Origin of the sequence: Rhodococcoides kroppenstedtii, assembly GCF_900111805.1 — a bacterium.
GTDB classification, from domain to species: domain Bacteria; phylum Actinomycetota; class Actinomycetes; order Mycobacteriales; family Mycobacteriaceae; genus Rhodococcoides; species Rhodococcoides kroppenstedtii.
In genome coordinates this window covers 264,307-290,916 of record NZ_FOJN01000001.1, presented here as the reverse complement: position 1 = coordinate 290,916, position 26,610 = coordinate 264,307, and the positions used below count along the sequence as shown (strand labels likewise).

Annotated in this window: 26 protein-coding genes; 17 read left to right on the top strand and 9 right to left on the bottom strand. The window is 69.5% G+C overall.

The features are described 5' to 3' along the window. The first annotated feature begins 65 nt into the window (after window positions 1–65). From BMZ18_RS01375 to BMZ18_RS01360, 4 genes are read left to right on the top strand one after another with little or no spacing between them, the layout of a single operon-like run. Window positions 66–1,091: a sulfate ABC transporter substrate-binding protein gene (locus BMZ18_RS01375; protein WP_082894941.1), complete on the top strand. Its 1,026-nt coding sequence runs from the start codon at window positions 66–68 to the stop codon at window positions 1,089–1,091. A 2-nt stretch (window positions 1,092–1,093) separates the two neighbouring features. Continuing rightward, window positions 1,094–1,993, top strand: a complete 900-nt coding sequence (gene cysT, locus BMZ18_RS01370; protein ID WP_074921684.1) for a sulfate ABC transporter permease subunit CysT — start codon at window positions 1,094–1,096, stop codon at window positions 1,991–1,993. After that, window positions 1,990–2,793, top strand: a complete 804-nt coding sequence (gene cysW / locus BMZ18_RS01365) for a sulfate ABC transporter permease subunit CysW (RefSeq protein ID WP_068100200.1) — start codon at window positions 1,990–1,992, stop codon at window positions 2,791–2,793. The genes cysT and cysW overlap by 4 nt, the downstream gene beginning before the upstream one ends. A gap of 53 nt (window positions 2,794–2,846) precedes the next feature. Continuing rightward, window positions 2,847–3,857, top strand: a complete 1,011-nt coding sequence (locus BMZ18_RS01360) for a sulfate/molybdate ABC transporter ATP-binding protein (RefSeq protein ID WP_068361870.1) — start codon at window positions 2,847–2,849, stop codon at window positions 3,855–3,857. Here the strand turns inward: BMZ18_RS01360 and BMZ18_RS01355 are convergent. From BMZ18_RS01355 to BMZ18_RS01335, 5 genes are all read right to left on the bottom strand, one after another. Continuing rightward, window positions 3,749–4,312 (bottom strand): hypothetical protein, encoded by a 564-nt coding sequence (locus tag BMZ18_RS01355; RefSeq protein WP_074921683.1) that lies wholly within the window; start codon window positions 4,310–4,312, stop codon window positions 3,749–3,751. The genes BMZ18_RS01360 and BMZ18_RS01355 overlap by 109 nt on opposite strands. 73 nt (window positions 4,313–4,385) lie before the next feature. Continuing rightward, window positions 4,386–6,101 (bottom strand): GTP-binding protein, encoded by a 1,716-nt coding sequence (locus BMZ18_RS01350; RefSeq protein ID WP_068361770.1) that lies wholly within the window; start codon window positions 6,099–6,101, stop codon window positions 4,386–4,388. Further along, complete coding sequence (gene cysD, locus BMZ18_RS01345; RefSeq protein WP_068361772.1) at window positions 6,101–7,033, bottom strand: sulfate adenylyltransferase subunit CysD; 933 nt, start codon at window positions 7,031–7,033, stop codon at window positions 6,101–6,103. The genes BMZ18_RS01350 and cysD overlap by 1 nt, the downstream gene beginning before the upstream one ends. Beyond that, a complete protein-coding gene (locus BMZ18_RS01340; protein ID WP_068100209.1) occupies window positions 7,030–7,761 on the bottom strand; it encodes a phosphoadenylyl-sulfate reductase in 732 nt (243 codons plus the stop codon). The genes cysD and BMZ18_RS01340 overlap by 4 nt, the downstream gene beginning before the upstream one ends. A gap of 73 nt (window positions 7,762–7,834) precedes the next feature. Further along, window positions 7,835–9,538 (bottom strand): nitrite/sulfite reductase, encoded by a 1,704-nt coding sequence (locus BMZ18_RS01335; RefSeq protein ID WP_068100211.1) that lies wholly within the window; start codon window positions 9,536–9,538, stop codon window positions 7,835–7,837. 258 nt (window positions 9,539–9,796) lie between these two features. Between BMZ18_RS01335 and hemW the strand changes: the two genes are divergently transcribed. Then, window positions 9,797–11,014, top strand: a complete 1,218-nt coding sequence (gene hemW, locus BMZ18_RS01330) for a radical SAM family heme chaperone HemW (protein WP_068361774.1) — start codon at window positions 9,797–9,799, stop codon at window positions 11,012–11,014. A 17-nt stretch (window positions 11,015–11,031) separates the two neighbouring features. On the opposite strand, the gene BMZ18_RS01325 is transcribed toward hemW, so the two are convergent. Further along, complete coding sequence (locus tag BMZ18_RS01325) at window positions 11,032–11,337, bottom strand: type II toxin-antitoxin system VapB family antitoxin (protein ID WP_068100215.1); 306 nt, start codon at window positions 11,335–11,337, stop codon at window positions 11,032–11,034. Between the two features lie 97 nt (window positions 11,338–11,434). On the opposite strand from BMZ18_RS01325, the gene hrcA reads away from it, so the two are divergent. The 7 genes from hrcA (at window position 11,435) to era (ending at window position 18,563) form a co-directional block, all read left to right on the top strand. After that, the gene (gene hrcA / locus BMZ18_RS01320) at window positions 11,435–12,478 is read left to right on the top strand and encodes a heat-inducible transcriptional repressor HrcA (protein ID WP_068361777.1); all 1,044 of its coding nucleotides are present in this window, start codon (window positions 11,435–11,437) and stop codon (window positions 12,476–12,478) included. An 88-nt stretch (window positions 12,479–12,566) separates the two neighbouring features. Beyond that, window positions 12,567–13,715 carry a molecular chaperone DnaJ gene (gene dnaJ / locus BMZ18_RS01315; RefSeq protein ID WP_068105321.1) on the top strand — a complete coding sequence of 383 codons (1,149 nt, stop codon included), beginning with the start codon at window positions 12,567–12,569 and terminating at the stop codon, window positions 13,713–13,715. A 3-nt stretch (window positions 13,716–13,718) separates the two neighbouring features. After that, window positions 13,719–14,516, top strand: coding sequence for a 16S rRNA (uracil(1498)-N(3))-methyltransferase (locus tag BMZ18_RS01310; RefSeq protein ID WP_068361780.1), 798 nt, complete (start codon window positions 13,719–13,721; stop codon window positions 14,514–14,516). 166 nt (window positions 14,517–14,682) lie between these two features. Continuing rightward, window positions 14,683–15,693 (top strand): PhoH family protein, encoded by a 1,011-nt coding sequence (locus BMZ18_RS01305; RefSeq protein ID WP_068100221.1) that lies wholly within the window; start codon window positions 14,683–14,685, stop codon window positions 15,691–15,693. A 37-nt stretch (window positions 15,694–15,730) separates the two neighbouring features. Continuing rightward, the gene (gene ybeY / locus BMZ18_RS01300; RefSeq protein ID WP_068100223.1) at window positions 15,731–16,282 is read left to right on the top strand and encodes an rRNA maturation RNase YbeY; all 552 of its coding nucleotides are present in this window, start codon (window positions 15,731–15,733) and stop codon (window positions 16,280–16,282) included. Further along, complete coding sequence (locus BMZ18_RS01295) at window positions 16,279–17,643, top strand: hemolysin family protein (protein ID WP_068100225.1); 1,365 nt, start codon at window positions 16,279–16,281, stop codon at window positions 17,641–17,643. The genes ybeY and BMZ18_RS01295 overlap by 4 nt, the downstream gene beginning before the upstream one ends. Continuing rightward, on the top strand, window positions 17,640–18,563 hold the full coding sequence (era, locus tag BMZ18_RS01290; RefSeq protein WP_068361783.1) for a GTPase Era: 924 nt from the start codon (window positions 17,640–17,642) through the stop codon (window positions 18,561–18,563). The genes BMZ18_RS01295 and era overlap by 4 nt, the downstream gene beginning before the upstream one ends. 599 nt (window positions 18,564–19,162) lie before the next feature. Here era and BMZ18_RS01285 read toward each other — a convergent pair. Continuing rightward, entirely contained in the window at window positions 19,163–21,526 is a 2,364-nt protein-coding gene (locus tag BMZ18_RS01285; protein WP_068361786.1) for an FdhF/YdeP family oxidoreductase, read from the bottom strand. Window positions 21,527–21,661: 135 nt separating this feature from the next. Between BMZ18_RS01285 and BMZ18_RS01280 the strand changes: the two genes are divergently transcribed. Genes BMZ18_RS01280 through BMZ18_RS01265 form a run of 4 tightly spaced genes read left to right on the top strand, consistent with a single transcriptional unit; the run spans window position 21,662 to window position 24,180 of the window. Next, a complete protein-coding gene (locus BMZ18_RS01280; RefSeq protein WP_068361789.1) occupies window positions 21,662–22,159 on the top strand; it encodes an SRPBCC family protein in 498 nt (165 codons plus the stop codon). Window positions 22,160–22,212: 53 nt separating this feature from the next. Next, window positions 22,213–23,016, top strand: coding sequence for a DNA repair protein RecO (gene recO / locus BMZ18_RS01275; RefSeq protein WP_068361792.1), 804 nt, complete (start codon window positions 22,213–22,215; stop codon window positions 23,014–23,016). Next, window positions 22,970–23,779, top strand: a complete 810-nt coding sequence (locus BMZ18_RS01270; protein ID WP_068100235.1) for an isoprenyl transferase — start codon at window positions 22,970–22,972, stop codon at window positions 23,777–23,779. Before recO ends, BMZ18_RS01270 begins: the two co-directional genes overlap by 47 nt. After that, window positions 23,776–24,180: a hypothetical protein gene (locus tag BMZ18_RS01265; protein WP_068100237.1), complete on the top strand. Its 405-nt coding sequence runs from the start codon at window positions 23,776–23,778 to the stop codon at window positions 24,178–24,180. Before BMZ18_RS01270 ends, BMZ18_RS01265 begins: the two co-directional genes overlap by 4 nt. A 16-nt stretch (window positions 24,181–24,196) precedes the next feature. On the opposite strand, the gene BMZ18_RS01260 is transcribed toward BMZ18_RS01265, so the two are convergent. Then, entirely contained in the window at window positions 24,197–24,604 is a 408-nt protein-coding gene (locus BMZ18_RS01260) for a Fur family transcriptional regulator (RefSeq protein WP_068100239.1), read from the bottom strand. After that, the gene (locus BMZ18_RS01255) at window positions 24,601–25,017 is read right to left on the bottom strand and encodes an ArsR/SmtB family transcription factor (RefSeq protein ID WP_082894942.1); all 417 of its coding nucleotides are present in this window, start codon (window positions 25,015–25,017) and stop codon (window positions 24,601–24,603) included. The genes BMZ18_RS01260 and BMZ18_RS01255 overlap by 4 nt, the downstream gene beginning before the upstream one ends. A gap of 206 nt (window positions 25,018–25,223) precedes the next feature. On the opposite strand from BMZ18_RS01255, the gene BMZ18_RS01250 reads away from it, so the two are divergent. Next, window positions 25,224–26,609 carry a glycine--tRNA ligase gene (locus BMZ18_RS01250; protein ID WP_068361795.1) on the top strand — a complete coding sequence of 462 codons (1,386 nt, stop codon included), beginning with the start codon at window positions 25,224–25,226 and terminating at the stop codon, window positions 26,607–26,609. The last annotated feature ends 1 nt before the right edge of the window (window position 26,610 follow it).

The following is a 26,610-nucleotide window of genomic DNA, read 5'->3' as shown; positions in this document are numbered from 1 at the left end:
CCCGTCGTGCCCCACGGTCGTCGCCGCCCGCGCGCCCCGTGCCGTTCCCGAGAGGTTCTCACCCCGTGTTCCGATCTCGTCGCGTTCGCCTGCTCACCGTCACCGTCACCGCCGCCGTGGCCGCTCTCACGCTCACCGCGTGCTCCACCGGCTCGTCGGACACCGTCGGTGAATCCGCCGCCACCACCTCCGGCCCGTCGCTCACGCTCGTCGGCTACGCCGTCCCCAAGAACGGGTGGGACGCGATCGGAGAAGCGTTCCGCGCCACCGAATCCGGCGAGAACGTCACGATCAACGCCGACTACGGCGCCTCGGGCAACCAGTCCCGCAAGGTCGCCGACGGCGCGCCCGCGGACATCGTCAACTTCTCCGTGGAGCCCGACGTCACGCGTCTGGTCAAGGCGGGCAAGGTGAGCGAGGACTGGAACGCGAGCGCCACCGGCGGCGTTCCGTTCGGTTCGGTCGTCTCGTTCGTCGTGCGCCCGGGGAACCCGAAGAACATTCGCACCTGGGAGGACCTGATCCGGCCCGACGTGTCGGTCATCAGCCCCAGCCCTCTCAGCTCCGGCTCGGCCAAGTGGAACCTCCTCGCCCCCTACGCCGCGGTGAGCAACGGCGGCCAGAACCGGCAGGCCGGCCTCGACTACATCACCCAGCTCGTCGAGCGCTTCCCGGTGCAGCCGGACTCCGGACGCTCCGCGTCGGAAGCCTTCCTGCAGGGTCAGGGCGACGTGCTCCTGAGCTACGAGAACGAGGCGCTGCTCCTCGAGAGCCAGGGTCAGGCCGTCGAGCACTTCGTGCCCGAGCAGACCTTCCGCATCGACAACCCTGTCGCCGTCGTCGAGGGGAGTGCCAATCTGCAGCAGGCCAACGCCCTCAACGAGTTCTTGTACACCGAAGAGGGACAGCGCATCTGGGCCGAGTCCGGCTTCCGGCCGGTCGATCCCGGTGTCGCCGCCGAATTCGCCGACAAGTTCCCGACGCCCGGCACGCTGTACACCATCGACCAGCTCGGTGGCTGGACCGCGGTCGACGCGGACCTGTTCGGCGAGAACGGTGCCATCAACGCGATCTACAAGGCGTCGAGCTGACCATGAGCACCACGGAGAGGTCCAGTGTCGGACGCCGTAGAAAACCGGCCTCCGGCCTGCCCGGGAGAAGGCGACCGGCCTCCGGCCTGCCCGGTAGGAAGCGACCGGCCTCCGGCCTGCCCGGTGGCCCCCTGACGCTCGGCACCGTCCTCCTCTGGCTCTCGATCATCGTTCTGCTCCCGCTCGCCGCGGTGGCGAGCCGCTCGCTCTCCGACGGACCGGGCGCGTTCCTCGACGCGGTGACCGACCCCCGAGCCCTGGCGACGTTGCGCGTCACGGTGCAGGTGTCGGTCGCCGCGACGGCGGTGAACGTCGTGATGGGCACCCTCATCGCCTGGGTGCTCGTGCGCGACGACTTCCCCGGCAAGGGCATCGTCAACGCCCTCATCGACCTGCCGTTCGCCTTGCCGACCATCGTCGCGTCGCTCGTCCTGCTCTCGCTCTACGGACCCATGAGCCCGGTCGGCATCACCCTGAACGCCACCAAGGCGGGCGTGATCGTGGCGCTCGCGTTCGTGACGCTGCCCTTCGTGGTGCGGGCGGTACAGCCGGTGCTGATCGAACTCGACCGCGAGGTGGAGGAGGCAGCCGCGTCCCTCGGGGCGAACAACCTCGTCGTCTTCCGGCGGGTGGTGCTGCCCGTGCTGCTGCCGTCGATCCTCTCGGGTGCGGGGCTCGCGTTCTCCCGCGCTCTCGGCGAGTTCGGCTCCGTGGTGCTGATCGGCGGGAACATCCCCGGCGACACACAGATCGCCTCGCAGCTCATCCGTGAACAGATCGAGACCGATCAGCCGGTCGACGCCGCCGCCATCTCGGTGGTGCTGCTGGCCATCGCGTTCGTGGTGTTGTTCGTGTTGCGGGTGTCCGGCAACCGCCTCGCTCGACGGGAGGCGCAGCGATGAAGCTTGCACCCGGGACACGCATCGGGCTGCGCACGGTCGCGCTGCTCTACCTCGGCATCCTCGTCGTCTTCCCGCTCGCGGCGATCCTCTACCGCACGTTCGAGAACGGCGTCGTCGAGTTCTTCCAGCTGATCACCACGCCCGCCGCGCAGTCGGCCCTGCAGCTGTCGCTGCTCATCGTGGCGATCGTCGTTCCGCTGAACGTGGTGTTCGGGGTGGTCACGGCGCTCGCCCTGGCCCGCGGCAACTTCCGCGGCAAGGGACTTCTGCACGCCGTGGTGGATCTCCCGTTCGCGGTGTCGCCGGTCATCGTGGGCGTCGCCCTCATCCTGCTGTGGGGTGCGGGCGGATGGTTCGGCGCACTCGCCGGATGGGGCATCACCGTCATCTTCGCGCTGCCGGGCATGGTGCTGGCCACCATCTTCGTCACCCTGCCGTTCGTCGTCCGCGAGGTCGAACCGGTGCTGCACGAGATCGGCCAGGAACAGGAAGAAGCCGCCGCGACGCTGGGCGCGACGTCCTGGCAGACGTTCTGGCGCATCACCCTGCCGGCCATTCGCTGGGGCCTGACCTACGGCGTCGTCCTCACCGTCGCCCGTGCGCTGGGTGAGTTCGGCGCCGTCATCATCGTCTCGACCAACCTGCCCGGCATCTCGCAGACGTTGACCCTGTTGGTGAACGCCCGCTACGAGGACTTCAACCAGGCCGGCGCCTACGCGGCGTCGACGCTGCTGATGGCCGTCGCCGTCGTCGTCCTGCTCTTGATGACGGTCCTGGACCGGAAGCGAACCAAGGAGTGACCACCGTGAGCTCAGACTCGGCCACGTCCACCACGGCCACCACGGCCGCCGCCATCGAGATCTCCGTCCGCGACGCGCGGAAGCAGTACGGCGATTTCGTCGCTCTCGACGACGTCTCGCTGGACATCCCGTCCGGCTCGCTGACCGCGCTGCTCGGCCCGTCCGGGTCGGGCAAGTCGACGCTACTGCGGTCCATTGCCGGGCTCGAGGAGCTGGACGGCGGAGCGGTGGTGATCGCCGGTGACGACGTCACCAGCGTCAGCCCGCAGAAGCGCGACATCGGCTTCGTCTTCCAGCACTACGCCGCGTTCAAGCACCTCACCGTGCGCAAGAACGTGGCCTTCGGACTGGAGATCCGCAAGCGCCCGAAGGCCGAGATCGACGACCGGGTCGACCAGCTGCTCGATATCGTCGGTCTCACCGGTTTTCAGACGCGATTTCCGGCGCAGCTGTCCGGTGGGCAGCGCCAACGCATGGCGCTCGCGCGTGCGCTCGCCGTCGACCCCCGAGTATTGCTGCTGGACGAGCCCTTCGGAGCGCTCGATGCCAAGGTCCGCGCGGACCTACGGACCTGGCTGCGCCGGTTGCACGACGACGTCCACGTCACCACGGTGCTCGTGACCCACGACCAGCAAGAGGCGCTCGACGTCGCCGATCGGATCGCCGTGATGAACGCCGGGCGCATCGAGCAGGTTGGGACGCCCCGCGATCTGTACGACCGGCCGGCCAACGACTTCGTCATGTCCTTCCTCGGCGACGTCTCCCGCGTGAACGGTCAGATGGTGCGTCCCCACGACATCAGAGTCGGTCGGACACCGGATCTGGCTCGGGCTCAGGAGGAAGGCACTGCGGAGAGCGCCGGCGTGCTGCGGGCGACCGTCGAGCGCGTCGTCCACCTCGGTTTCGAGGTACGAGTGGAGCTGCGCAACGCGGCCACGGGTGAGCTCTTCTTCGCTCAGATCACCCGCGGCGACAACGAGGCGCTCGGCCTGACCAGCGGCGAGACGGTGTACGTGCGAGCGACGCGCGTTCCGACCATCACCGGTTCCGCGCCCCTCGGCTGAATACCGAGATCGATCACCGGTCCCGCGATCGGGGCCCCGCCGGCGGCGGACACCAGAGCCAGGACGTCGCCGGCGCGCACGTCGGCGGCGAGGTCGACGGCGGGGCACAGGCAGACTCCCGCGGTGCAGAGGCGGACCGGAACGGGCCGAGCGAGGGCGTGGCGCGACGCCACCCGCGCACGCGCGGGACGACTGCCGCTGGGGGTTCCAGTGGTGACCACGCGCAGCAGTCCGTGGTCGTGCACGACGGCCACCGCGCGGACGACCGCCACCAGAGTGCCCGACGCGGTCCGCACCACGGCGGCGTCGCCGGCGCGGTCGACGAGGTCCGGGAGCAGGTGGTCACTGTCCGAGCCCCGCGCGGCCAGGACACCGGAGCGGTAGTGAACATCGCTGGGCCACAACAGGTCCGCGGTGTCGGACAGGAGCGAGGGGAGCGTCTCACGCAAGGTCACCCCGCGAGACTGCCCGCTCGGTAGCCCGGCCGTCACCGCGCTGACGCGGTCTTGACGGCCGGGCGGCCGATCTCTACGCCAGACCGAGCACCCGGAGCGCGGCGTCCGCGTCCGTGACGTCGTGCCGCTCCACGCCCGCAGCGTCGATCTCCTGGTGGACGGCCGCCAGGACGGCCGGATCCGCGGCGTCGAGGGCGAGCACGGCCACCACGCCCGCGTCGGCGAGCAGCCGCGCGACCCGAGCGAGGTGGATCGCCGCGGAGCGGGCGTCGGGGGACAGATCGAGCGCACTGCGCAGTGCTGCGCCGTCGAGTGCGTACGCGTTGCGTCCGCGCGCGGTGAGCGCGTCCTCGATGCCGGCGGCCGACGCGGCGACGCCGTCCGGATTCACCAGCAGCAGGACGGCACCGCGTTGGCCCGTACGGGCGGCACGGTCGTCGGCGGGCAGGGCCGAGGGCGTCCACGCGACCGACTCGCCTCGGTCCGCGATGCCCCGCGCGCCTTCCACGATGCCGGCGGCGACGGTGTCGTTGGTGTGTTCGTCGACGAGGATGAACGCCCCGGCATCGCGATTGTCCACGTAGTCGTCGCTGACGACGACCGCGCTGGTGCGCAGCGTGACCCGGGCGATGTCGTTGAGGGACAGCGCCGACGGGCCCGCGGTCTCGTCGAGGGTCTCCGGGTCCAGACGCGAGTGGATGCGGTGCACGGTGGCCCGCACCGTCGTCGTCGTGTGTTTGAGAGCCACGCGATCGCCGACGGCGACGGGCTGCTCACCGAGCCAACACACCGTCGCGTCGATCTCGCGGGCCAGGACGGGCAGGTGCGCGCCCTCACGGCCGCTGACCAGCACGTCGCCGCGCGCGACGTCGATGTCGTCGGCCAGTTCTACCGACACGCTCAGGGGAGCGACCGCCACGTCGCGGTTCTCGTCCAGCGTGTCCAGCGCGGTGACCACGCTGCGCGAGCCCGACGGGAGCGCGACGACCGGGTCGCCGACCTGCAGCGTTCCGGCGGACAGGCGGCCGGTGTAGCGGCGGCGCTCACCGACCGTGGGACGCGAGACCCACTGCACCGGCAGACGCAGTTCGGTCGCCACCGGAGCCGGGGCGGCCAGGTCGATGCCCTCGAGATGATCGAGCAGCGTCGGCCCGTCGTACCACGGCATCGCCGCCGAGCGGTGGACGACGTTGTCGCCCGGCTTCGCGGCGATGGGGATGACGAGGATCTCGGTGCCCAGGCGCGCGCCGAGAGCGACCAGTTCGGCCTCGACGGCGCGGAATCGGGCTTCGTCATAGCCGACGATGTCCATCTTGTTGACGGTGGCCACCAGCCGGTCCACGCCGACGAGCGTCGCGATGCGGGCGTGGCGCCGCGTCTGGCGTAGCACTCCCGCGCGCGCGTCGACGAGCAGGATGGCGACGTTGGCGTTGGACGCGCCGGTGAACATGTTGCGGGTGTACCGCTCGTGGCCCGGCGTGTCCGCGAGGACGTAGCTGCGCGTGGGGGTGGAGAAGAACCGGTACGCCACGTCGATGGTGATGCCCTGCTCGCGCTCGGCGCGCAGACCGTCCGACAACGCGGCGAGGTCGGCGACGCCGTCCTCGTCCGTCACGGACTCGAGGTGGTCCAGCGGCAGGCTGTCGGTGTCGTGCAGCAGCCGTCCGATGAGCGTCGACTTGCCGTCGTCGACCGACCCGGCGGTGGCGATGCGCAGCAGTTGGCGCGGGGCCACGCCGCCGGAGTCGGGGGAGGCGTCGGCACCGGGCCGAACGTCGGTGACGGTCATCAGAAGTACCCCTCGCGTTTGCGATCTTCCATGGCGGCGCTGGACGTGCGGTCGTCGGCGCGGGTCTCCCCGCGCTCGGAGACGGTGGCGGCGGAGATCTCCCGGATCACGCCCGCGATGTCGGTGGCCTGCGACCGCACCGCCCCGGTGATGGTCAGGTCACCCACCGTGCGGTAGCGCACGGTCTCGACACGAGCCTGCTCGTGCTCGGTCGGGGAGGTGTGCTCCGAGGTGGCGAGCAGGATGCCGTCACGCTCGAAGACCTCGCGCTCGTGCGCGAAGTAGATGGAGGGCAGCTCCAGCTGCTCGAGCTCGATGTAGCGCCAGATGTCGAGTTCGGTCCAGTTGCTCAGCGGGAACACTCGCACCTGCTCGCCGCGCTTGATCCGGCCGTTGTAGAGCGACCACGGTTCCGGTCGCTGCGCGCGGGGATCCCACTGCCCGAACTCGTCACGGAAGCTGAGGACGCGTTCCTTGGCGCGAGCGCGCTCCTCGTCGCGACGCGCGCCGCCGAACGCGGCGTCGAACTTGTTGGCCTCCAACGCGTCCAGCAACGTGCGGGTCTGCAGACGGTTGCGCGATCCGCTGGGACCGCCGATCTCGCGCACGCGCCCGGAGTCGATCGACTCCTGGACCGACGCGACGACCAGGCGATGGCCGGCCTCGGCGAGCCGCCGGTCGCGGAACTCGATGACCTCCGGGAAGTTGTGCCCGGTGTCGACGTGCATGACCGGGAACGGTACCGGCGACGGCCGGAACGCCTTCTCCGCCAACCGCAGGAGGACGATGGAGTCCTTGCCGGCCGAGAAGAGCAGCACCGGGCGCTCGAGCTCGGCGACGACCTCTCGGATGATGTGCACGGACTCCGCTTCGAGAGCGCGGAGTTCGTCGACGTGGGTGACGTCGACGACCCGTTCGGTCGCCGCGGTCATCGCGTTCCTTCCTCGGTGGAGTGCAGACCGCACTCGGTCTTGGTGCTTCCCGCCCAACGGCCGCTGCGCGGATCCGCTCCGGGGGCGGGCTTGGCGGTGCACGGCGCGCACCCGATGGACGGATAGCCCTCCGCCACCAGGGGATTGACGAGGATGCCGTGGCGGTCGATGTAGTCCTGCATGTCGTCGTCCGACCACGCCGCAATGGGGTTGATCTTCACCAGACCGAACGCCTCGTCGAACGAGACCAGGGGGGCGTTGGCACGGGTGGGCGCCTCGACCCGCCGGATCCCGGTGACCCAGGCGCTGTAGTTGGCGAGCTCCCGCTTCAGCGGCACCACCTTGCGGAGGGCGCAGCAGCGGGCCGGGTCGCGCGCGAAGAGGTCCTTGCCCTCGAGGCGGTCCTGCTCGGCGACCGACACGGTGGTGGACGCGTCGATGACGTTGACGCCGTAGACCTGCTCGACCGCGTCGCGCGTGCCGATCGTCTCGGGGAAGTGGTAGCCGGTCTCGAGGAACAGCACGTCCACGCCGGGGTGGATCTGCGCGGCGAGGTGCACCAGCACTGCGTCCTGCATGTTGGAGGCGACGATGTAGTCGTCGCCGAACGTGTCCTCGGTCCACCGGAGCAGATCCTCGGCCGAGGCGTCGACGAGATCACGAGCGCCGCGCTCGGCGATCTCCCGGAGTTGCTGCTCGGACAGATGGCGGTGAGTGGCAACGCTCATGACGCACCCTTTCGCGAGGAGGTGGTGACGTGGTGACGAACGCCACCCCGCGGTTCCCGATTCCCGACGCGCGTCACTGCAGGTCCGCGTCGTCCGCGCGCACGGCCCACTGGGCGAAGCGCTCGCCCTCCGTGCGGTGCTTGACGAAGTTGCGCACCACACGGTCGATGTAGTCGCCGAGCTCGGTGCTCGTGACCTTGTGCTGGCGCAGCTTGCGGCCGAACGCGCTGTCGAAGCCGAGGCTGCCGCCGAGGTGGACTTGGAAGCCCTCCACCTGGCCACCGTTGCCGTCGTCGACCAGCTGACCCTTGAACCCGATGTCGGCCACCTGCGAGCGCGCGCAGCTGTTGGGGCAGCCGTTGATGTTCACGGTGATCGGCACGTCGAGCTGCGCGTTGATGTCCGCCAGCCGCTCCTCGAGCTCGGGCACCAGCACCTGCGACCGTTTGCGGGTCTCGGCGAAGGACAGCTTGCAGAACTCGATACCGCTGCACGCCATGAGGTTTCGGCGCCATGCGGACGGCCGCGCGGGCAACCCCAGTGCGTCCATCTCGGCGATGAACTGCTCCAGCTTCTCGTCGGCGATGTCGAGGACGATGAGCTTCTGGTACGGGGTGAACCGCATGCGGTCCGAGCCGGCTCGCTCGGCGGCATCGGCCACCTTCTGCAGGATGGTGCCGGACACTCGACCCGCGATCGGGGCGAGGCCCACCGCGTTCAGCCCGTTCTTCAGCTTCTGCACGCCGACGTGGTCGATGGGGCGCGTCGGCTTCTCCGGCGCCGGCCCGTCGAGCAGCGGCCGCTTCAGGTACTCGGTCTCGAGGACCTCGCGGAACTTCTCGACGCCCCAGTCCTTGACCAGGAACTTCAGCCGCGCCTTGTTGCGGAGGCGGCGGTAGCCGTAGTCGCGGAAGATCGAGACCACGCCCTCCCACACGTCGGGCACCTCGTCGAGAGGCACCCACACGCCGAGACGCTGCGCGAGCATCGGGTTGGTGGACAGTCCGCCGCCGACCCAGAGGTCGAGGCCGGGGCCGTGCTCCGGGTGGTTCACGCCGATGAACGCCACGTCGTTGACCTCGTGGACCACGTCCTGCTGGCCGGAGATGGCGGTCTTGAACTTGCGCGGCAGGTTCGAGTACTCGGGCTTGCCGATGTACCGCTCGACGATCGCGTCGATGGCGGGGGTGGGATCGAGCACCTCGTCGAGCGACTCCCCGGCGAGCGGCGAACCGAGGACGACGCGCGGGCAGTCGCCGCAGGCCTCGGTGGTCTTCAGGCCGACCGCTTCGATGCGACGCCAGATCTCGGGTACGTCCTCCACCCGGATCCAGTGGTACTGGACGTTCTCCCGATCGGAGAGGTCGGCGGTATCGCGGCCGAACTCCGTGGAGATCTCGCCGAGGGTGCGCAGCTGCTGCGCGGTCAGGGCGCCCGCGTCGCAGCGAATGCGCATCATGAAGTACTTCGCCTCGAGGAGGTCGATGTTCTCGTCGCCGGTGAACGTGCCGTCGTATCCCTGCTCGCGCTGGGTGTAGAGACCCCACCAGCGGAACCGGCCCCGCAGATCGCTCTTGTCGATGCTGTCGAAGCCCTGCTTGGAGTAGATGTTCTCGATCCGCGCCCGCACGTTGAGCGGGTTGTCGTCCTTCTTGTTCTGCTCGTTCGGGTTCAGCGGTTCCCGGTAGCCCAGCGCCCACTGGCCCTCGGACCGGCGCTTGGCCGGCCGCGGCGATCGCGCGCGGGGTGCGGGGGATGCGGTCTCAGGTGTCGTCACGAAGTTCGCGCTCCAGAGGATTCGGGGCGCGGGCGGGAGCGAGAGGGTCCGGAGGGCTGGTCCGCACACCTCGTCCCCGACCGGCCGGGAGTGTGCGGGCTGGCGGGAAGGTCAGACGATGGGCCCCAGACAGCTGCAGACGCGCGCGAGATCGACGTGGCGGCGAGCCACCAGCATGATCTCCACGACGGTCATGCGCCACATTCTGCCACGGCGGGCGGACACTCCCGTCGTACGCCCCGGGACCGGGGGAGGACAATGGACACGGTGACCTCTCCACCCCTCGCCACTGCGGCGGCGCATCCGCTGCCGAGCGCGGCGTTCTCGCGGCCCGCCCACCCGTTCGGGCTCTACCTCCACGTTCCCTTCTGCGCGACGCGGTGCGGCTACTGCGACTTCAACACCTACACCGCGGGGGAGCTGGGCAGCTCCGCGTCCCCGCAGTCGTGGCTCGACGGCGTGCGCCGCGAACTGGAGTCGGCCGCGGCCGTCTTCGCGCGCGAGGCCGGGGCCGTTCCCACGGTGGACACCGTCTTCGTGGGCGGCGGGACGCCGTCGTTGCTCGGGGCGAGTGGTCTGACCGACCTGCTGGACGCGACCCGAGCCGCGTTCGACCTGGCGCCGGACGCCGAGGTGACCACCGAGTCGAATCCCGAGTCGACCTCTCCGGCCTTCTTCGACGGCATCCGCGCGGCCGGCTACACCCGCGTCTCGCTGGGCATGCAGTCCGCGGCGCCGCACGTGCTCGCCGCCCTCGATCGGACTCACACGCCCGGTCGCGCCGTCGCGGCGGCCCGGGAGGCGGCCGACGCGGGCTTCACGCACGTCAACCTCGATCTCATCTACGGCACCCCCGGCGAGGAGGACGCCGACCTCGACGCGTCGCTCGCCGCCGTGATCGACGCCGGCGTCGACCACGTCTCGGCCTACGCGCTCATCGTCGAGGACGGCACGGCGCTGGCTCGTCGCGTCCGACGCGGCGAGATCCCCATGCCCGACGACGACGTCCTCGCGGCCCGCTACGAACGGATCGACGCGACGCTCGGCGCGGCCGGTTTCGCCTGGTACGAGGTGTCCAACTTCGCCCGCGGCGAGGGCGCCGCCTGCCGACACAACCTCGGCTACTGGGACGGCGGGGACTGGTGGGGGATCGGCCCCGGGGCCCACAGTCACGTCGGCGGCACCCGGTTCTGGAACGTCAAGCACCCCGCCCGCTACGCCGAGACCCTGGCCGGTGGACTGCTGCCCGTCGCCGACAGCGAGGTGTTGACCGACGACGAACGCCACCTCGAGCGCGTGATGCTCACCGTGCGACTGCGTACTGGTGTCGCGGCCGAGGACCTGCACCCGGCGGAGCGCGACCGGGCCGACGACGCCGTCCGGTCCGGACTGCTCGACCGCCGCGGCGATCGCTACGTCCTCACCGACCGCGGACGACTCCTCGCCGACGGCGTCGTCCGGGACGTGCTCGACTGAGCGGGCTCGGCCGGCACCTACCCCATGATCGCGTCGTAGTCGAAGACCCGGGCGTGCAGCACGGTGCGATTCCGCAGCGCCGCGCGCACGGCCCGGTGCAGACCGTCCTCGAGGTAGACGACGCCGCGGAAATGCACCGCGTGCGGGAACAGGTCTCCGTAGAACGTGCTGTCCTCGGACAGAAGCCGGTCGAGTTCGAGCACCTTGGTGGTGGTCACGATCTCGTCGAGCCGCAGCTGCCGCGGCGGGATCTTGGACCAGTCCCGAAGGGACAGACCGTGCTCGGGATACGGCTTGCCGTCGCGCACTCCCTTGAAGATCACTCACGTCACAGTAGAGGTGGTCGGCCACACGGGGTAGGGCCGCCGGCCGGCGACTAGAATCGGCTGGTCGGGCAGGACGAGCGTGAGGGAGGAACGAGTGTCGACGACCGAGGATCGACGTTTCCAGGTCCTCCGTGCTCTGGTGGCCGATTACGTCGCCACCCAGGAGCCGATCGGATCGAAGGCGTTGGTCGAGCGCCACAACCTGGGAGTGTCCAGCGCCACCGTGCGCAACGACATGGCCGTGCTCGAGGCGGAGGGGTACATCACCCAACCGCACACCAGCTCCGGCCGCATCCCCACCGACAAGGGATACCGCCAGTTCGTCGATCGCATCGCGGACGTCAAGCCGCTGTCCGCCGCCGAGCGGCGAGCCATCCTGCAGTTCCTGGATTCGGGCGTCGATCTCGACGACGTGCTACGTCGGGGCGTCCGACTCCTGGCGCAGCTGACCCGGCAGGTCGCCGTCGTCCAGTACCCCACGCTGTCGGCGTCCTCGGTGCGTCACCTCGAGGTGGTCGCGTTGACGCCGGCACGGCTGCTGCTGGTGCTGATCACCGACTCCGGCCGGGTGGACCAGCGCATCGTCGAACTCGGCGACGTCCTCGGCGACGACGACCTGGCCCGCCTCCGTGCCCTTCTCGGCGGGGCGCTGGAGGGCAAGCGTCTGGCGCAGGCGTCGATCGCCGTGTCGGAACTGGCCGACAACGCCCCGGACGATCTGCGGGACGCCGTGATCAGATCAGCGACCGTGCTGGTCGAGACGCTGGTCGAACACCCCGAGGAGCGTCTGGTGCTCGGCGGCACCGCGAACCTCACCCGCAACGCCGCCGACTTCGCCGCGCTCAGCGGATTCCCCGGCTCGCTGCGGTCCGTCCTCGAGGCGCTGGAAGAGCAGGTGGTGGTTCTCAAGCTGCTCGCCGCGACCCAGGAGACGGGGCGGGTGACGGTGCAGATCGGCGAGGAGACCAAGGTGGAGGAGATGCGCGGCGCGTCCGTGGTGTCCACCGGCTACGGTTCCGCGGGAAACATTCTCGGCGGTCTCGGCGTTCTCGGACCGACACGGATGGACTATCCCGGCACCATCGCCTCCGTGGCGGCGGTGGCCCGGTACATCGGCGAAGTGCTCGCGGAACGCTGACGCGCGCGGGTACCCGACCACGACCTGTACGACCACTGCACGCACCTAGTACGACCACGAACACGACACAGAGGACATGAGCACTCACGTGGCACGCGATTACTACGGCACCCTGGGCGTCGACAGCAAGGCCAGCGACCAGGAGATCAAACGCGCCTACCGCAAGCTCGCGCGGGAGTACCACCCGGACGTCAACCCCGACGAGGCCGCGCAGTCCAAGTTCAAGGACATCAGCGCGGCCTACGAGGTGCTGTCCGACCCGGAGAAGCGCCGCATCGTCGACCTCGGCGGCGACCCGCTCGAGAGCGGCGGCGGAGGCGCGGGCGGCTTCGGCGGCGCCGGCTTCGGTGGCGGTCTCGGCGACGTCTTCGAGGCCTTCTTCGGCGGCGGAGGCGGCGGCACCCGCGGTCCCCGCGGCCGGGTGCAGCCGGGCTCGGATTCGCTGCTGCGCACCACGCTCACTCTGGAGGAGTGCGCCACCGGCGTGACCAAGCACATCGCCGTGGACACGGCGATCCTGTGCGACGTGTGCACCGGATCGGGCACCAACGGTGACTCGAAGCCCGTGCGCTGCGAGACCTGCGGCGGCGCCGGCGAGGTCCAGTCGGTGCAGCGGTCGTTCCTCGGCCAGGTGATGACCGCGCGTCCGTGCCCCACCTGCCGCGGTGCCGGCGAGACGATCCCGGATCCGTGCCGCAAGTGCGCGGGCGACGGACGGGTTCGTGCGCGTCGTGACCTGGCGGTGAAGGTGCCCGCCGGGGTCGGCAGCGGCATGCGCATCCGGCTCGCGGGCCAGGGCGAGGTCGGCCCCGGCGGCGGTCCCGCCGGGGACGTCTACGCCGAGGTGGTCGAGAAGACCCACTCGACGTTCGTGCGTGACGGCGACGACCTGCACTGCACCATCCGGGTGCCGATGGCCGAGGCGGCGCTGGGGACGCAGGTGACCATCGAGGAGATCCTCGGCGGACCCACCGAGATCTCCATCGACCCCGGAACGCAGCCGGGTGCCGTGCAGGTCCTGCGCGGACACGGCATGCCCAAGCTGCGCAGCGGTGTCCGCGGCGATCTGCACGCGCACCTCGAGGTGGTGATTCCCGCCCGTCTCGACTCCACCGAGACCAAACTGCTCAAGCAACTGCGCAAGCACCGTGAGCGCGATCACGCCGAGGTGGTCACCACGTCGTCCCAGCACACGGGCGGTCTGTTCTCGCGCCTGCGCGACGCGTTCTCCCGCTGATCCGTGGTCGCCAGCGTCTATCACCTGGCCGACGTGCCGCCGATCGGAGCGCGCGGGGTGTTGGCCGGTCCGGAGGGGCGCCACGCGGTGACGGTGCGGCGCACCGTCACCGGTGAGCACATCGTGCTGTCCGACGGACGGGGAACGCTGGCCACGGTCGAGGTGACCGGGACCGCGCGCGACACCCTGGACTTCGTCGTCGACGACGTCCGGACGGTGCCCGCGCCGACGCCGCCCGTGACCGTCGTGCAGGCCCTGCCGAAGTCCGACCGGGCCGAGCTCGCCGTGGAGTCGGCCACCGAGGCGGGTGTCGACGTCGTCGTGCCGTGGCAGGCGTCGCGGTGCGTCTCGCGGTGGTCCGGTCCGAAGGCGGAGAAGGGCGTGACCAAGTGGCGCCACGCGGCGCTGGCCGCGGCCAAGCAGTCGCGACGCGCTCTCTTTCCCGAGGTCACCGACCTCGCGTCGACGGCCGACGTCCTCGATCTCGTCGCCGGCTGTGTGCGCGACGGCGGGGTGGCGTTGGCGTTGCACGAATCGGCGCGCGAGCCTCTGGCGGATGCCGGGTTGCGCGCCGCGACTCGAATCGTGCTGGTGGTCGGACCGGAGGGCGGTCTGTCGGACGAGGAGCTCGCCGCGCTGTCCGAGGCCGGGGCCCGTCCGACCGTCCTCGGACCGACGGTGCTGCGGACGTCCACGGCGGCGTCGGTGGCGTTGGGCGCGATCGGGGTGCTGACCGACCGGTGGTCGGGCGGGTCGCCTCTCGCGGTTCCGGTTCCGCCTTCGGCGCACCCCACCGAGTAATCGGAATGCGCTGTCGGTGGGCGCGGTTAGACTCGGTGTCAGTACGGACAGCGCAGTTCACGAGCGCCGCAGTTCACGAGCACCGAAAGCAGGCCATACCGCACACGTGACAGACAACGTTTCTCGTTCCTCGGCCGCTCGGTCGGCTCGGGTCTCCGCCCGCCCCTTGCTCAGCGAAGCCGCTGTGCCCGCGACATCCGAGTCGTTCGAGCTCGACCCGGCCGTCATGTTCCCGCTGCTCGGATCGGCCGACGAGAACCTTCGCGCTCTCGAACAGGTGCTGTCCGCCGACGTGCACGTGCGTGGCAACGTCGTGACGCTCGACGGTGTGCCGTCGGACATCGCCGTCGGCAAGCGGGTGCTGACCGAACTGGCCGGGGTGGTCGCGGCCGGCGGTCCGGTCACGCCGGACGCGGTGCGACGCACCGTCGCGATGCTGCACGGTGGGGTCAGTGAGAGTCCGGCCGAGGTGCTCAGCCTGGACATCCTGTCGCGTCGCGGCAAGACGATTCGGCCGAAGACGCTGAACCAGAAGCGCTACGTCGACGCGATCGACGCCAACACCATCGTCTTCGGGGTGGGTCCGGCCGGTACCGGCAAGACATATCTCGCCATGGCGAAGGCCGTGCAGGCACTGCAGGCGAAGCAGATCTCGCGCATCATCCTGACCCGGCCGGCGGTCGAGGCGGGGGAGCGGTTGGGGTTCCTGCCCGGCACGCTGCACGACAAGATCGATCCGTACCTGCGCCCGCTGCACGACGCACTGCACGACATGATGGACGTCGAGGCGATTCCGAAGTTGATGCAGGCCGGGATCATCGAGGTCGCGCCGCTGGCGTACATGCGTGGCCGCACGCTCAACGACGCGTTCATCATTCTCGACGAGGCGCAGAACACCACCGCCGAGCAGATGAAGATGTTCCTGACCCGGCTCGGCTTCAATTCCAAGATCGTGGTCACCGGCGACATCACGCAGGTGGACCTGCCGGGCGGCTCGACGTCGGGCCTGCGGGCGGCGACGGAGATTCTCACCGACATCGACGACATCCACTTCGCTCGGCTCGATTCGTCGGACGTCGTGCGGCATCGTCTCGTCTCGAGCATCGTCGACGCCTACGACCGCCACGACGCGGCCCGCGGGAACGCCGGACCGAATCGCGCCGCACGTCGCCGGTGATTCCGGTCGGACGCCGACGGTCGTTTACGGTGATCGCATGAGCATCGAGGTCTCCAACGAATCCGGAATGGACGTCGGCGAGGAGGACCTGATCTCCGTCGCGCGGTTCGCCATCGCGCGCATGGACGTCCACCCGGCGGCGGAGTTGTCGATGGTGCTGGTGGACTCGCCCACCATGGCCGATCTGCACATGCGGTGGATGGACCTGCCGGGACCGACCGATGTGATGTCGTTCCCGATGGACGAGCTCGAGCCGGGCGGCCGACCCGATGCGCCGGAACCCGGACCGTCCATGCTGGGCGACATCGTGCTGTGCCCGTCGTTCGCAGCCGATCAGGCGGAGAAGGCCGGTCACTCGCTGGCGCATGAGTTGGCGCTGCTCACCGTGCACGGGGTGCTGCACCTGCTGGGCTACGACCACGCGGAGCCGGACGAGGAGAAGGAGATGTTCGGTCTCCAGAACAGTCTGCTCGAGGAGTGGTACGAGAGCCTGCGCCGCAGCGAGCGCGAGGCCGCGGCCGCCGAACGCGACAGTCGCCTCCTGGGCAAGACCGGCTTCACCTCGCCCGGTGGTGAGTCCACCCGGTGACCGACGCTCCGGCCCTCATCGTGCTGGCGGTGCTGCTGGTACCGCTGGGAGGCCTGTTCGCCGCCGTCGATTCGGCCATCAACACGGTCTCCTCGGCGCGTGTGGAGGAGATGGTCAAGGACCAACGCGGCGGCGCCGTCGAACTGCTGCGCGTGCTCGCCGACCGGCCCCGCTACGTCAATCTCATGGTGCTGCTGCGCATCCTGTGCGAGATCGGCTCCACGGTCGTCTTCGCGGGTGCCCTGCTGGATCTGCTCGAACCCGCCGTCGCGCTCGGTGTCGCCGCGGCGGTGATGGTGGTGGTCGACTACGTCGTCATCGGCGTCGGGCCCCGAACGCTCGGCCGTCAGCACGCCTACTCCCTCTCCCTCGGCGCGGCCTACCCGCTCCGGGCGCTGGGCGTGCTGCTGAGTCCGATCAGCCGACTGCTGATCCTCGTGGGCAACGCCATCACGCCCGGTCGTGGATTTCGCAACGGGCCGTTCGCATCCGAGATCGAACTGCGGGAACTGGTCGACCTCGCGCAGGAACGCGGCGTCGTGGCCGCCGAGGAACGCCAGATGATCCAGTCCGTCTTCGAGCTGGGCGACACCTCCGCACGCGAGGTCATGGTGCCCCGCACGGAGATGGTGTGGATCGAACGCGGCAAATCGGCCGGCCAGGCCACCACCCTCGCCGTGCGCAGTGGGCACTCCCGCATCCCCGTCATCGGAGAGAACGTCGACGACATCCTCGGCATCGTCTACCTGAAGGACCTCGTCGAGCGGACCTACACGTCCTCGGACGGCGGGCGGAGCGTCCGGGTCGACGACATCATGCGGCCGGCCGTATTCGTGCCCGACTCCAAGCCCCTCGACGGCCTGCTGGCCGACATGCAGCGCGACCGGAATCACATGGCCGTGCTCGTCGACGAGTACGGCGGCACGGCCGGACTGGTGACCATCGAGGACGTGCTCGAGGAGATCGTGGGAGAGATCGCGGACGAGTACGACACCGACGAGGTCGCGCCGGTGGATCCATTGGACGACGGCCGAATTCGCGTGTCGTCCCGGCTCCCGCTCGAGGATCTGGGCGAGCTGTTCGACATCGAGATCGACAACGACGAGGTCGACACCGTGGGTGGCCTGCTGTCCTACGAGATCGGCCGCGTCCCGCTGCCCGGCTCGGTGGTCGAGGCGCACGGTCTGCGGCTGATCGCCGAGGGTGGGCGTGACGCCCGCGGCCGCGTGCGGGTGCACACGGTGCTGGCCGAGAAGCTCACCCGTGACGACGAGGACGCCGACGGGGAGTCGGGTCGAGACAGAGGAACCCCCGGATCGGCCGACGGTGCCGAGACGCAGCGTGAGGAGCATCGGAGATGACCGGAACCGACCAGGGCGACGAGACGGAGTTCCGATCCGGCTTCGTGTGCTTCGTGGGCCGGCCGAACACCGGCAAGTCCACCCTGACCAACGCGCTGGTGGGCAGCAAGATCGCGATCACGTCGTCACGCCCGCAGACCACGCGCCACACCATCCGCGGCATCGTGCACCGGGACCACGCGCAGCTGATCCTGGTGGACACGCCCGGGTTGCACCGTCCCCGCACCCTCCTGGGGCAGCGGCTCAACGATCTGGTGCGCGACACCTACTCCGAGGTCGACGCCATCGGGTTCTGCATCCCCGCCGACGAGAAGATCGGCCCCGGCGACCGGTTCATCCTCGAGCAGGTGCGGGCCAACGCGCCGCGCACGCCGGTGGTGGGGCTGGTCACGAAGATCGACAAGGTGTCCAAACAGCGGCTCATGGAACAGCTGGTGGCCGTCTCGAACCTCCTGGGCGGCGACGCCGAGGTGGTGCCCGTCTCCGCCGCGTCGGGCGAGCAGGTCGAGGTGGTGGTCGACGTCTTCGCGTCCGTGCTGCCGCCCGGCCCGGCGTTCTACCCCGACGGCGAGCTGACCGACGAACCCGAGGACACCATGATGGCCGAGCTCATCCGTGAGGCCGCCCTGGAAGGGGTGCACGACGAGCTCCCGCACTCCCTCGCCGTGGTCATCGAGGAAGTCCTGCCCCGCGAGGGCCACGACAACATGCTCGACGTCCACGCCATCCTCTACGTCGAGCGGCAGTCGCAGAAAGCCATCGTGATCGGCAAGGGCGGTGCGCGCCTGCGCGAGGTGGGGACAGCCGCCCGTACCCAGATCGAGAAGCTCCTCGGCACCAGGGTCTACCTCGACCTGCACGTGAAGGTGGCGAAGGACTGGCAGCGCGATCCGAAGCAGATGGGCAAGCTCGGTTTCTGAGGGTGGCTCCGCGCGTCGCGAGGTTGCGCGGGTTGTAGCCAAGTGCGCGGGTTACAACCTGTGAGGGTGGCTGGAACCTGAGCGGGTTGTGGTCGCGGGACCGTTCGACGTTCGAGTCGGAGATGCGCGCTCCGAAGTTGCTCCGGTTCCAGCAACCTGCTCCTGTTGTACCCGGAGCAGGTTGCGGAAACCGAAGCAAGTAGCGAGCTGCGCAGGTTGTAGCCAAGTGCGCGGGTTACAACCTGTGAGGGTGGCTGGAACCTGAGCAAATAGCGAGCTGCGCAGGGTGTAGCCAAGTGCACGGGTTGCAACCGGTGAGGGTGGCTGGAACCTGAGCGGGTTGTGGTCCCGGGGACCGTTTGACGTTCGAGTCGGAGGTGCGCGCTCCGAAGTTGCTCCGGTTCCAGCAACTTGCTCCTGTTGTACCCGTAGCAGGTTGCGGAAACCGAAGCAGGTAGCGAGCTGCGCAGGGTGCAGCCAAGTGCACGGGTTGCAACCCGTGCGGGTGGCGGGAACCCGAGCGGGTTGCACGGGTCGTCGGCCACGTGCACCGGTCACAACCTGTGTGGCTGCAACCGGTGCACCGAGGACCGCTGGGGTCAGGACAGGTGTTCGGGCTGGGGGTGGGACTTGTGCCCCTCGTCCGACCGGACCCGATCCTGCCCGTCACCCGACGCCTTGTGCCGCGCCGAGGCCGGAGTCAGGGACACCACGATGCCCTTGGAGGTGGGGCAGTTGCTCTCCGCCGCAGTGGAATCGAGCGGCACGAGGGGGTTGGTCTCGGGGTAGTAGGCCGCCGCCGAACCCTTGGGCGTGGCGTACTCCACGATGCGGAAGTTCTCCGCGCAGCGCACCCTGTCGTCGCCCTCCCATCGGGTGGTGATGTCGACGAAATCTCCGTCACGGAAGCCCAGTTCGGCGATGTCGCCGCGGTGCATGAAGATCACGCGGCGCCCGCCCTCGATGCCGCGGTAGCGGTCGGAGAGTCCGTAGATGGTGGTGTTGAACTGGTCGTGGCTCCGGAACGTCTGCAGCAGCAGGTGTTTCGGAGGGACCTGCAGCGCCTCGATGGGCGAGACGGCGAACTGGCCGAGACCCGATTCGGTCTGGAACGTCCGCGAGTCCCGCGGCGGGTGCGGCAGGACGAAGCCGCCGGGGCGACGGACGTTCACCTCGTATCCGGCGCACCCCGGGACGACGCGCGAGATGTGCTCGCGGATGTTCCGGTAGTCGTCGCGGAAACCCTTCCAGTCCAACCCGTACCGGTCGCCGATGGTGGCCTCCGCGATGCGGGTGAGGATCTCCACCTCGGACTTGAGGTGGGGGCTCGCCGGCTCGAGCGGACCACGCGAGGAGTGCACCGAGCAGGTGGAGTCCTCCACCGAGATCCACTGCGGCCCACTGGCCTGGATGTCCTTCTCGGTCCGTCCCTTGGTCGGCAGGATCAACGCCGTGTCGCCGCACACCAGGTGCGACCGGTTGATCTTGGTGGAGATGTGCACCGTCATCTTGGTGTTCCGCAGCGCCTGGAACGTCACGTCGGAATCGGGTGCGGCCTGGGCGAAGTTGCCGCCCAGCCCCAGGAAGAAGTGCGCCTTGCCGTCACGCATGGCCCGGATCGAGTCGACGGTGTCCAGGCCGTTCTCTCGCGGCGGGTCGAAGCCGAATTCCTTCTGGATCGCGTCGAGGAAGTGTTGGGGCGCGCGCTCCCAGATGCCCATGGTGCGGTCGCCCTGGACGTTGGAGTGTCCGCGCACCGGCAGCAGCCCGGCACCGCGCTTGCCGATGTTCCCCTGCAGGAACGCCAGATTGGTGATCTCCTTGACGGTGTTCACCGCGTTGTGATGCTGGGTGATGCCCATGGCCCAGCAGAAGACGGTGGCCGAGGAATCGCGGAGCATCCGGGCCGCGTCGGTGATGACGGCGCGGCTCAGACCGGTGGTCGCTTCCACCTCCGCCCAGTCGAGCGTCTCGATGTGCTGCTTCCACAGGTCGAACCCGGTGGTGTGCTCACGGACGAATTCGTGATCGACGGCGCCCCACTCGAGCAGGAGATGCCCGAAGGCCTGGAACAGCGCGAGGTCGCCGTTGATCCGCACCGGCAGGTGCATGTCCTCGAGATCGGTTCCGGGACCGATCATTCCGCGCGGTGTCTGGGGGTTCTTGAAGTTGATCAGACCGGCCTCGCGCAGCGGGTTGATCGCGAGGATCTTCGCGCCGTTCTTCTTCGCCTTCTCGAGGGCGGAAAGCATGCGCGGGTGGTTGGTGCCCGGGTTCTGGCCCGCCAGAACGATCAACTCGGCGTCGTAGACGTCGTCGAGCGTGACGCTGGCCTTGCCGATGCCGATCGACTCCTGCAGGGCGATCGACGTCGACTCGTGGCACATGTTGGAACAGTCCGGCAGGTTGTTGGTGCCGTAGGCCCGGACGAAGAGCTGATAGACGAATGCCGACTCGTTGGACGCGCGGCCGGAGGTGTAGAACACGGCCTCGTCCGGATCGAGCGCGCGCAGCTGCGCTCCGATGAGGTCGAAGGCCTCGTCCCAGTCGATCTCCTCGTAGTGCGTTCCGCCGGGTCGCTTGACCATCGGGTGGGTGATGCGGCCCTGCTGGCCCAGCCAGTGCTCGCTGTGCGAGTCCAGCTCGGCGATGGAGTGGCGGGCGAAGAAGTCCGGGGTGGCGCGGCGGGTGTCGGCCTCCTCGGCGACGGCCTTGGCGCCGTTCTCGCAGAACTCCGCGGTGTGTCGATGCCCGGGATCGGGATCCGGCCACGCGCAACTCATGCAGTCGAAACCCTCGGCCTGGTTCAGGTCCAGCAGCGTCTTCGCGGTCCGGATCGGACCCATTCGGTCGAGCGACCGATACATCGACACCGCGACGGCGGTGGGCCCGGCAGCATGCGTCTTGGGCTTCTCGACGGACAGATCCGCTTCGTCGTAATCACGCACTCCGCGTGTACTCATGGCCACACTCTCTCTTCGGCTCGTCCCCCCGCATCGGACGTCACTCGACAGTAACCGTGGCATCGGACTGGACATCGGCGATCGGGGTCTTGGCCTTCCGGGTACCCGGCGGAGCGCACGGATACCGTGTCGGGAGTGCGCACTCGAACCGTCTCCGATTCCGTCGTCGTCGCGGCCCCGCCCGACGAGGTCTACGCCGCTCTCGCCGACCCCACCCGCATGGCCCGCTGGAGTCCCGAGAACACCGGTGCCGTCGTCGCCGATCCGCGACGTGGCGGCACCTACGTCGGGATGACGTTCGTCGGCACCAACCGCCGCGGGCCCGCGCGATGGTCGACGCGCTGCGTGGTGACGGCGGCGGACCCGGGGGAGCGCTTCGCGTTCACCGTGCAGGCCATCGGTCCGCGCCGGCCGATCCTCCGCACTCCCATCGCCTCGTGGGAGTACCGCTTCGACCCCGTCGACGGCGGTACTCGGGTCACCGAGACCTGGACCGACGACCGTCCGTGGCCGGACGCGCTCGCCGCGGTCTTCGACAAGGTGGCGACGCGGGGCAGCCTCTTCGCGGACTTTCAGCGACGCAACATCGCCCGGACCCTCGCGTCGCTCCAGCGGGACCTCGGCGCGCCCTGAGCCCGTCCCGACGAGATGTGCCGACGTGCCACACTGGACGGCGTGGGTGAGTCGTGAGGTCCTACCGGGATCACGCCGTCGTCCTGCGCGAGCACAAGCTCGGCGAGGCCGATCGCATCGTCACGCTGTTGACGCGGGACCACGGGCTGGTGCGCGCCGTGGCCAAGGGCGTGCGCCGCACGACCTCGAAGTTCGGCGCCCGGCTCGGACCGTTCGCGCACATCGACGTCCAGCTGTATCCGGGCCGGAACCTCGACATCGTCACCCAGGTGCAGACGGTGAACGCCTTCGGCGCCGACATCGTCGCCGACTACGCCCGCTACACCACCGGCTGCGCGATCCTCGAGACGGCAGAGCGGCTCGCCGGCGAGGAACACGCCCCCGCTCCGCGGCTGCACTCGCTGACCGTCGGCGCGCTGCGCACCCTCGGCTCCGGGGAGCGGCCACCGGAGTTGGTTCTCGACGCCTTCCTGTTGCGCGCCATGAACTTCGCCGGGTGGGCGCCGTCGCTCACCGAGTGCGCGACGTGCTCGGCGCCCGGCCCGTTGCGGGCGTTCCACGTGGCCGCCGGCGGTGCGGTGTGCACGCAGTGCCGGCCGGCCGGGGCGGCGACTCCGGGCGCCGGCGTCCTCGACCTCATGGCCGCCCTGCAGAGCGGCGACTGGCCCGCGGCCGTCGCGACGGCGGACGCGGTGCGGACGCAGGCGAGCGGTCTGGTGGCCGCGCACCTGCAATGGCACCTCGAGCGGCAACTGCGAACCCTGCCGCTGGTCGAGCGCGGTGCCCCCGCGGACGGGACCGTCGGGCAGGATGAGACCCGTGATCCGTCGTCGCGAGCAGCCGACCCCGTCCGATAGTCGCGCCGTGCGCCCGCCGAGCCCGCACCCGTCGGGGGCGCGGGCGCCGATCCTGCAGCCGGAGCTGATTCCGCGCCACGTCGCCCTGGTCATGGACGGCAACGGACGCTGGGCGCAGGACCGCGGGCTGCCCCGTACGGCCGGCCACGAACGCGGCGAGGCGGTGCTCATGGACACCGTGGAGGGCTGCATCGAGATCGGCGTGCGCTGGCTGTCGGCGTACGCGTTCTCCACGGAGAACTGGCGACGCAGTCCCGACGAGGTCAAGTTCCTCATGGGCTTCAACCGCGACGTCATCCGTCGACGCCGTGACGAGATGCACGAGATGGGCGTCCGGGTGCGATGGGCGGGGCGACGACCGCGGCTGTGGCGCAGCGTGATTCGCGAGCTCGAGATCGCGGAGGAGCTGACGAAGGACAACACCGTCATGACGCTGACCATGTGCGTCAACTACGGCGGCCGCGCGGAGATCGTCGACGCCGCCCGCGAGATCGCCCGGCGGGCCGCGGCCGGGCAGCTCGATCCGGAGAAGATCTCCGAGGCCTCGTTCGCCCGCTACCTCGACGAGCCCGACATGCCGGACGTCGACCTGTTCCTCCGGCCCTCCGGCGAGCAGCGCACGTCGAACTTCCTGCTCTGGCAGTCGGCCTACGCGGAGATGGTGTTCCAGGAGAAGCTGTTTCCGGACTTCGACCGCCGCGATCTGTGGGCCGCGTGCGTCGAGTTCGCCTCGCGTGACCGGCGATTCGGGGGAGTGAAATGACCGAGCACGACGTGGTCGCGGCCCTGCAGGACCGGACGCGCGTGATCCTCGGCCAGTTCGCCGACGTCACCGTGGCCGACGACGGCTCGCTCGGCTTCACGTACGCGGGCGCCCTGTGCTCGCTGCGGGCCGTCGCGCTGGGGCCAGGTCTCGAGGTGCTCGCGCTGACGTCGGTCCTCGCGTGGGATCGGCCGTCGTCCGGTGGGCTGCGCGCCAAGGTGGCCGCGCGCAACGCCGAGTCCCAGTTCGGGTCGATCTCGGTGGTGGGTCACGGATCGCAGGCCGACGTGATCCTGCGCTACACCTTCCCGGCCACCGGACTCGACGACGAGCCGCTCATGACCATGCTGGTCCTGGTGCTGTCCGGCGTCGAGAAGGCGCGCGTGGGCCTGGTGCCCTGAGTCCCGTCCGGCAGTCTCAGTCCTTGGCGGCGCACTCGCTGCACAGGCCGAAGATCTCCGCCGTGTGACTGACGTCGGTGAACCCGTGCTCACCGGCCACGGACTTGGTCCACCGCTCCACCGCGGCGCCCTCGACCTCCACGGTGAAACCACAGTCTCGACACACCAGGTGATGGTGGTGGCCGGCGGAGCAGCGGCGGTACACCGACTCCCCGGAATCGGTGCGCAGCACGTCGATGGTGCCCGCGTCGGCCATTGCCTGCAGCGTCCGATAGACCGTGGTCAGGCCGATGCCGTCGCCGCGTCGTCGCAACTCGTCGTGCAGGTCCTGCGCCGAACGGAACTCGTCGACCGTGTCGAGCAACTCCGAGATCGCGCTGCGCTGCTTGGTCGACCGGAGGCCGACGGTCTTCGTCGCGCTCATCGACCGGCACCGTCCGTCCCAGCCGCACCCTCGGTCGCCTGCGCAGCCCCCTCGGTCGCATGCGCAGACCCCTCGGTCGCATGCTCCACGGCATCGACGACGATGTGCGCCAGATGGTCGTCCACCAACCGGTAGAGCACTTCCCGGCCGGACCGCTCGCCGTTCACCACCCCGGCGGCCTTGAGCACGCGCAGGTGCTGGCTGATCAACGGCTGGGTGACGCCGAGGGCACCCACCAGTTCGTGCACACACCGCGCCGACTCGCGCAGCTGCAGCACGATCGCGATCCGAACCGGTGCGGCGAGCGCCCGCAGCAGATCCCCGGCGCCGGTCAGCACCTCCTTGGGCGGCAGATCCGTCGCCGGATGGGGAAGGGTGGAGCCGGGATCCGGCACCGCGTGCGGCACGCTCATCGAGAGAACACCCCGTCGTCGAGTCGTCGTTATTGCAAATCGTAATCATTGTGATATGCGTGATGGCGCATGTCAACCGGGGCGCGTCGCGGACGCGGTGGTCCGCGAGACCCCACCGGGCCGATAGTCTGATGTGTCGCGGCCGGACACACCACGTCCGCGCTCCGCCACCACCGACTCACGACCCGAGATGGAGAACTGGCCCCGTGGCTCCGAAGTCCAAGATCGATACCGTCGCCAACCTGGCCAAACGCCGGGGACTCGTCTACCAGTGCGGCGAGATCTACGGCGGTACCAAGTCCGCGTGGGACTACGGCCCGCTCGGCGTCGAGCTCAAGGACAACATCAAGAAGCAGTGGTGGCGCAACATGGTCACCAGCCGCGAGGACACCGTCGGCCTCGACTCCTCGGTCATCCTCCCGCGTGAGGTCTGGGAGGCGTCCGGTCACGTCGAGACCTTCTCGGACCCGCTGGTCGAATCGCTCCACACCCACAAGCGCTACCGCGCCGACCACCTTCTCGAGGCGTACGAGGAGAAGCACGGCCACCCGCCCGAGAACGGCCTCGCCGACATTCGCGACCCCGAGACCGGTGAGCCCGGCTCCTGGACCGAACCGCGTGCGTTCTCCGGACTGCTCAAGACCTTCCTCGGCCCCGTGGACGACGAGGCCGGCCTGCACTACCTCCGACCCGAGACCGCGCAGGGCATCTTCGTCAACTTCGCCAACGTGCTCACCACGTCGCGCAAGAAGCCGCCGTTCGGCATCGGCCAGATCGGCAAGAGCTTCCGCAACGAGATCACGCCCGGCAACTTCATCTTCCGCACCCGCGAGTTCGAGCAGATGGAGATGGAGTTCTTCGTCAAGCCCGGCGAGGACGAGCAGTGGCACCAGTACTGGATCGACTACCGCATGAAGTGGTACACCGACCTCGGCATCGACCCGGAGAACCTGCGTCTCTACGAGCACGCGCAGGAGAAGCTCTCGCACTACTCCAAGCGCACCGTCGACATCGAGTACCGCTTCGAGTTCCAGGGCAGTGCCTGGGGTGAGCTCGAGGGCATCGCCAACCGCACCGACTTCGATCTGTCGACGCACGCCAAGCACTCCGGCCAGGACCTCAGCTTCTACGATCAGGCCGCCGACGAGCGCTACATCCCGTACGTCATCGAACCCGCAGCGGGACTGACCCGTTCGCTCATGGCGTTCCTCGTCGACGCCTACCACGAGGACGAGGCCCCCAACGCCAAGGGCGGCGTGGACAAGCGCACCGTGCTGCGCCTCGACCGGCGCCTCGCCCCCGTCAAGGCCGCCGTGCTCCCGCTCAGCCGCAACGCCGACCTCACGCCCAAGGCGAAGGACCTCGCGGCCACGCTGCGTCAGCACTGGAACGTCGAATTCGACGACGCCGGCGCCATCGGTCGCCGCTACCGCCGCCAGGACGAGATCGGCACCCCGTTCTGCATCACGGTCGACTTCGACACCCTCGACGACCACGCCGTGACCATCCGCGAACGTGACTCGATGGCGCAGGAGCGGATCGCCCTCGACCAGGTCGAGGGCTACCTCGCCGCCCGGCTGATCGGCAGCTGAC

What these genes read in the sequence shown, in the direction of transcription:
- hemW (WP_068361774.1), top strand. Translation starts at nt 9,797, where the DNA reads ATGGACACGGTGACCTCTCCACCCCTCGCCACTGCGGCGGCGCATCCG.
- ybeY (WP_068100223.1), top strand. Translation starts at nt 15,731, where the DNA reads ATGAGCATCGAGGTCTCCAACGAATCCGGAATGGACGTCGGCGAGGAG.
- BMZ18_RS01265 (WP_068100237.1), top strand. Translation starts at nt 23,776, where the DNA reads ATGACCGAGCACGACGTGGTCGCGGCCCTGCAGGACCGGACGCGCGTG.
- BMZ18_RS01270 (WP_068100235.1), top strand. Translation starts at nt 22,970, where the DNA reads ATGAGACCCGTGATCCGTCGTCGCGAGCAGCCGACCCCGTCCGATAGT.
- cysT (WP_074921684.1), top strand. Translation starts at nt 1,094, where the DNA reads ATGAGCACCACGGAGAGGTCCAGTGTCGGACGCCGTAGAAAACCGGCC.
- BMZ18_RS01260 (WP_068100239.1), bottom strand. Translation starts at nt 24,604, where the DNA reads ATGAGCGCGACGAAGACCGTCGGCCTCCGGTCGACCAAGCAGCGCAGC.
- BMZ18_RS01255 (WP_082894942.1), bottom strand. Translation starts at nt 25,017, where the DNA reads ATGAGCGTGCCGCACGCGGTGCCGGATCCCGGCTCCACCCTTCCCCAT.
- BMZ18_RS01340 (WP_068100209.1), bottom strand. Translation starts at nt 7,761, where the DNA reads ATGAGCGTTGCCACTCACCGCCATCTGTCCGAGCAGCAACTCCGGGAG.
- cysW (WP_068100200.1), top strand. Translation starts at nt 1,990, where the DNA reads ATGAAGCTTGCACCCGGGACACGCATCGGGCTGCGCACGGTCGCGCTG.
- BMZ18_RS01350 (WP_068361770.1), bottom strand. Translation starts at nt 6,101, where the DNA reads ATGACCGTCACCGACGTTCGGCCCGGTGCCGACGCCTCCCCCGACTCC.
- cysD (WP_068361772.1), bottom strand. Translation starts at nt 7,033, where the DNA reads ATGACCGCGGCGACCGAACGGGTCGTCGACGTCACCCACGTCGACGAA.
- era (WP_068361783.1), top strand. Translation starts at nt 17,640, where the DNA reads ATGACCGGAACCGACCAGGGCGACGAGACGGAGTTCCGATCCGGCTTC.
- BMZ18_RS01285 (WP_068361786.1), bottom strand. Translation starts at nt 21,526, where the DNA reads ATGAGTACACGCGGAGTGCGTGATTACGACGAAGCGGATCTGTCCGTC.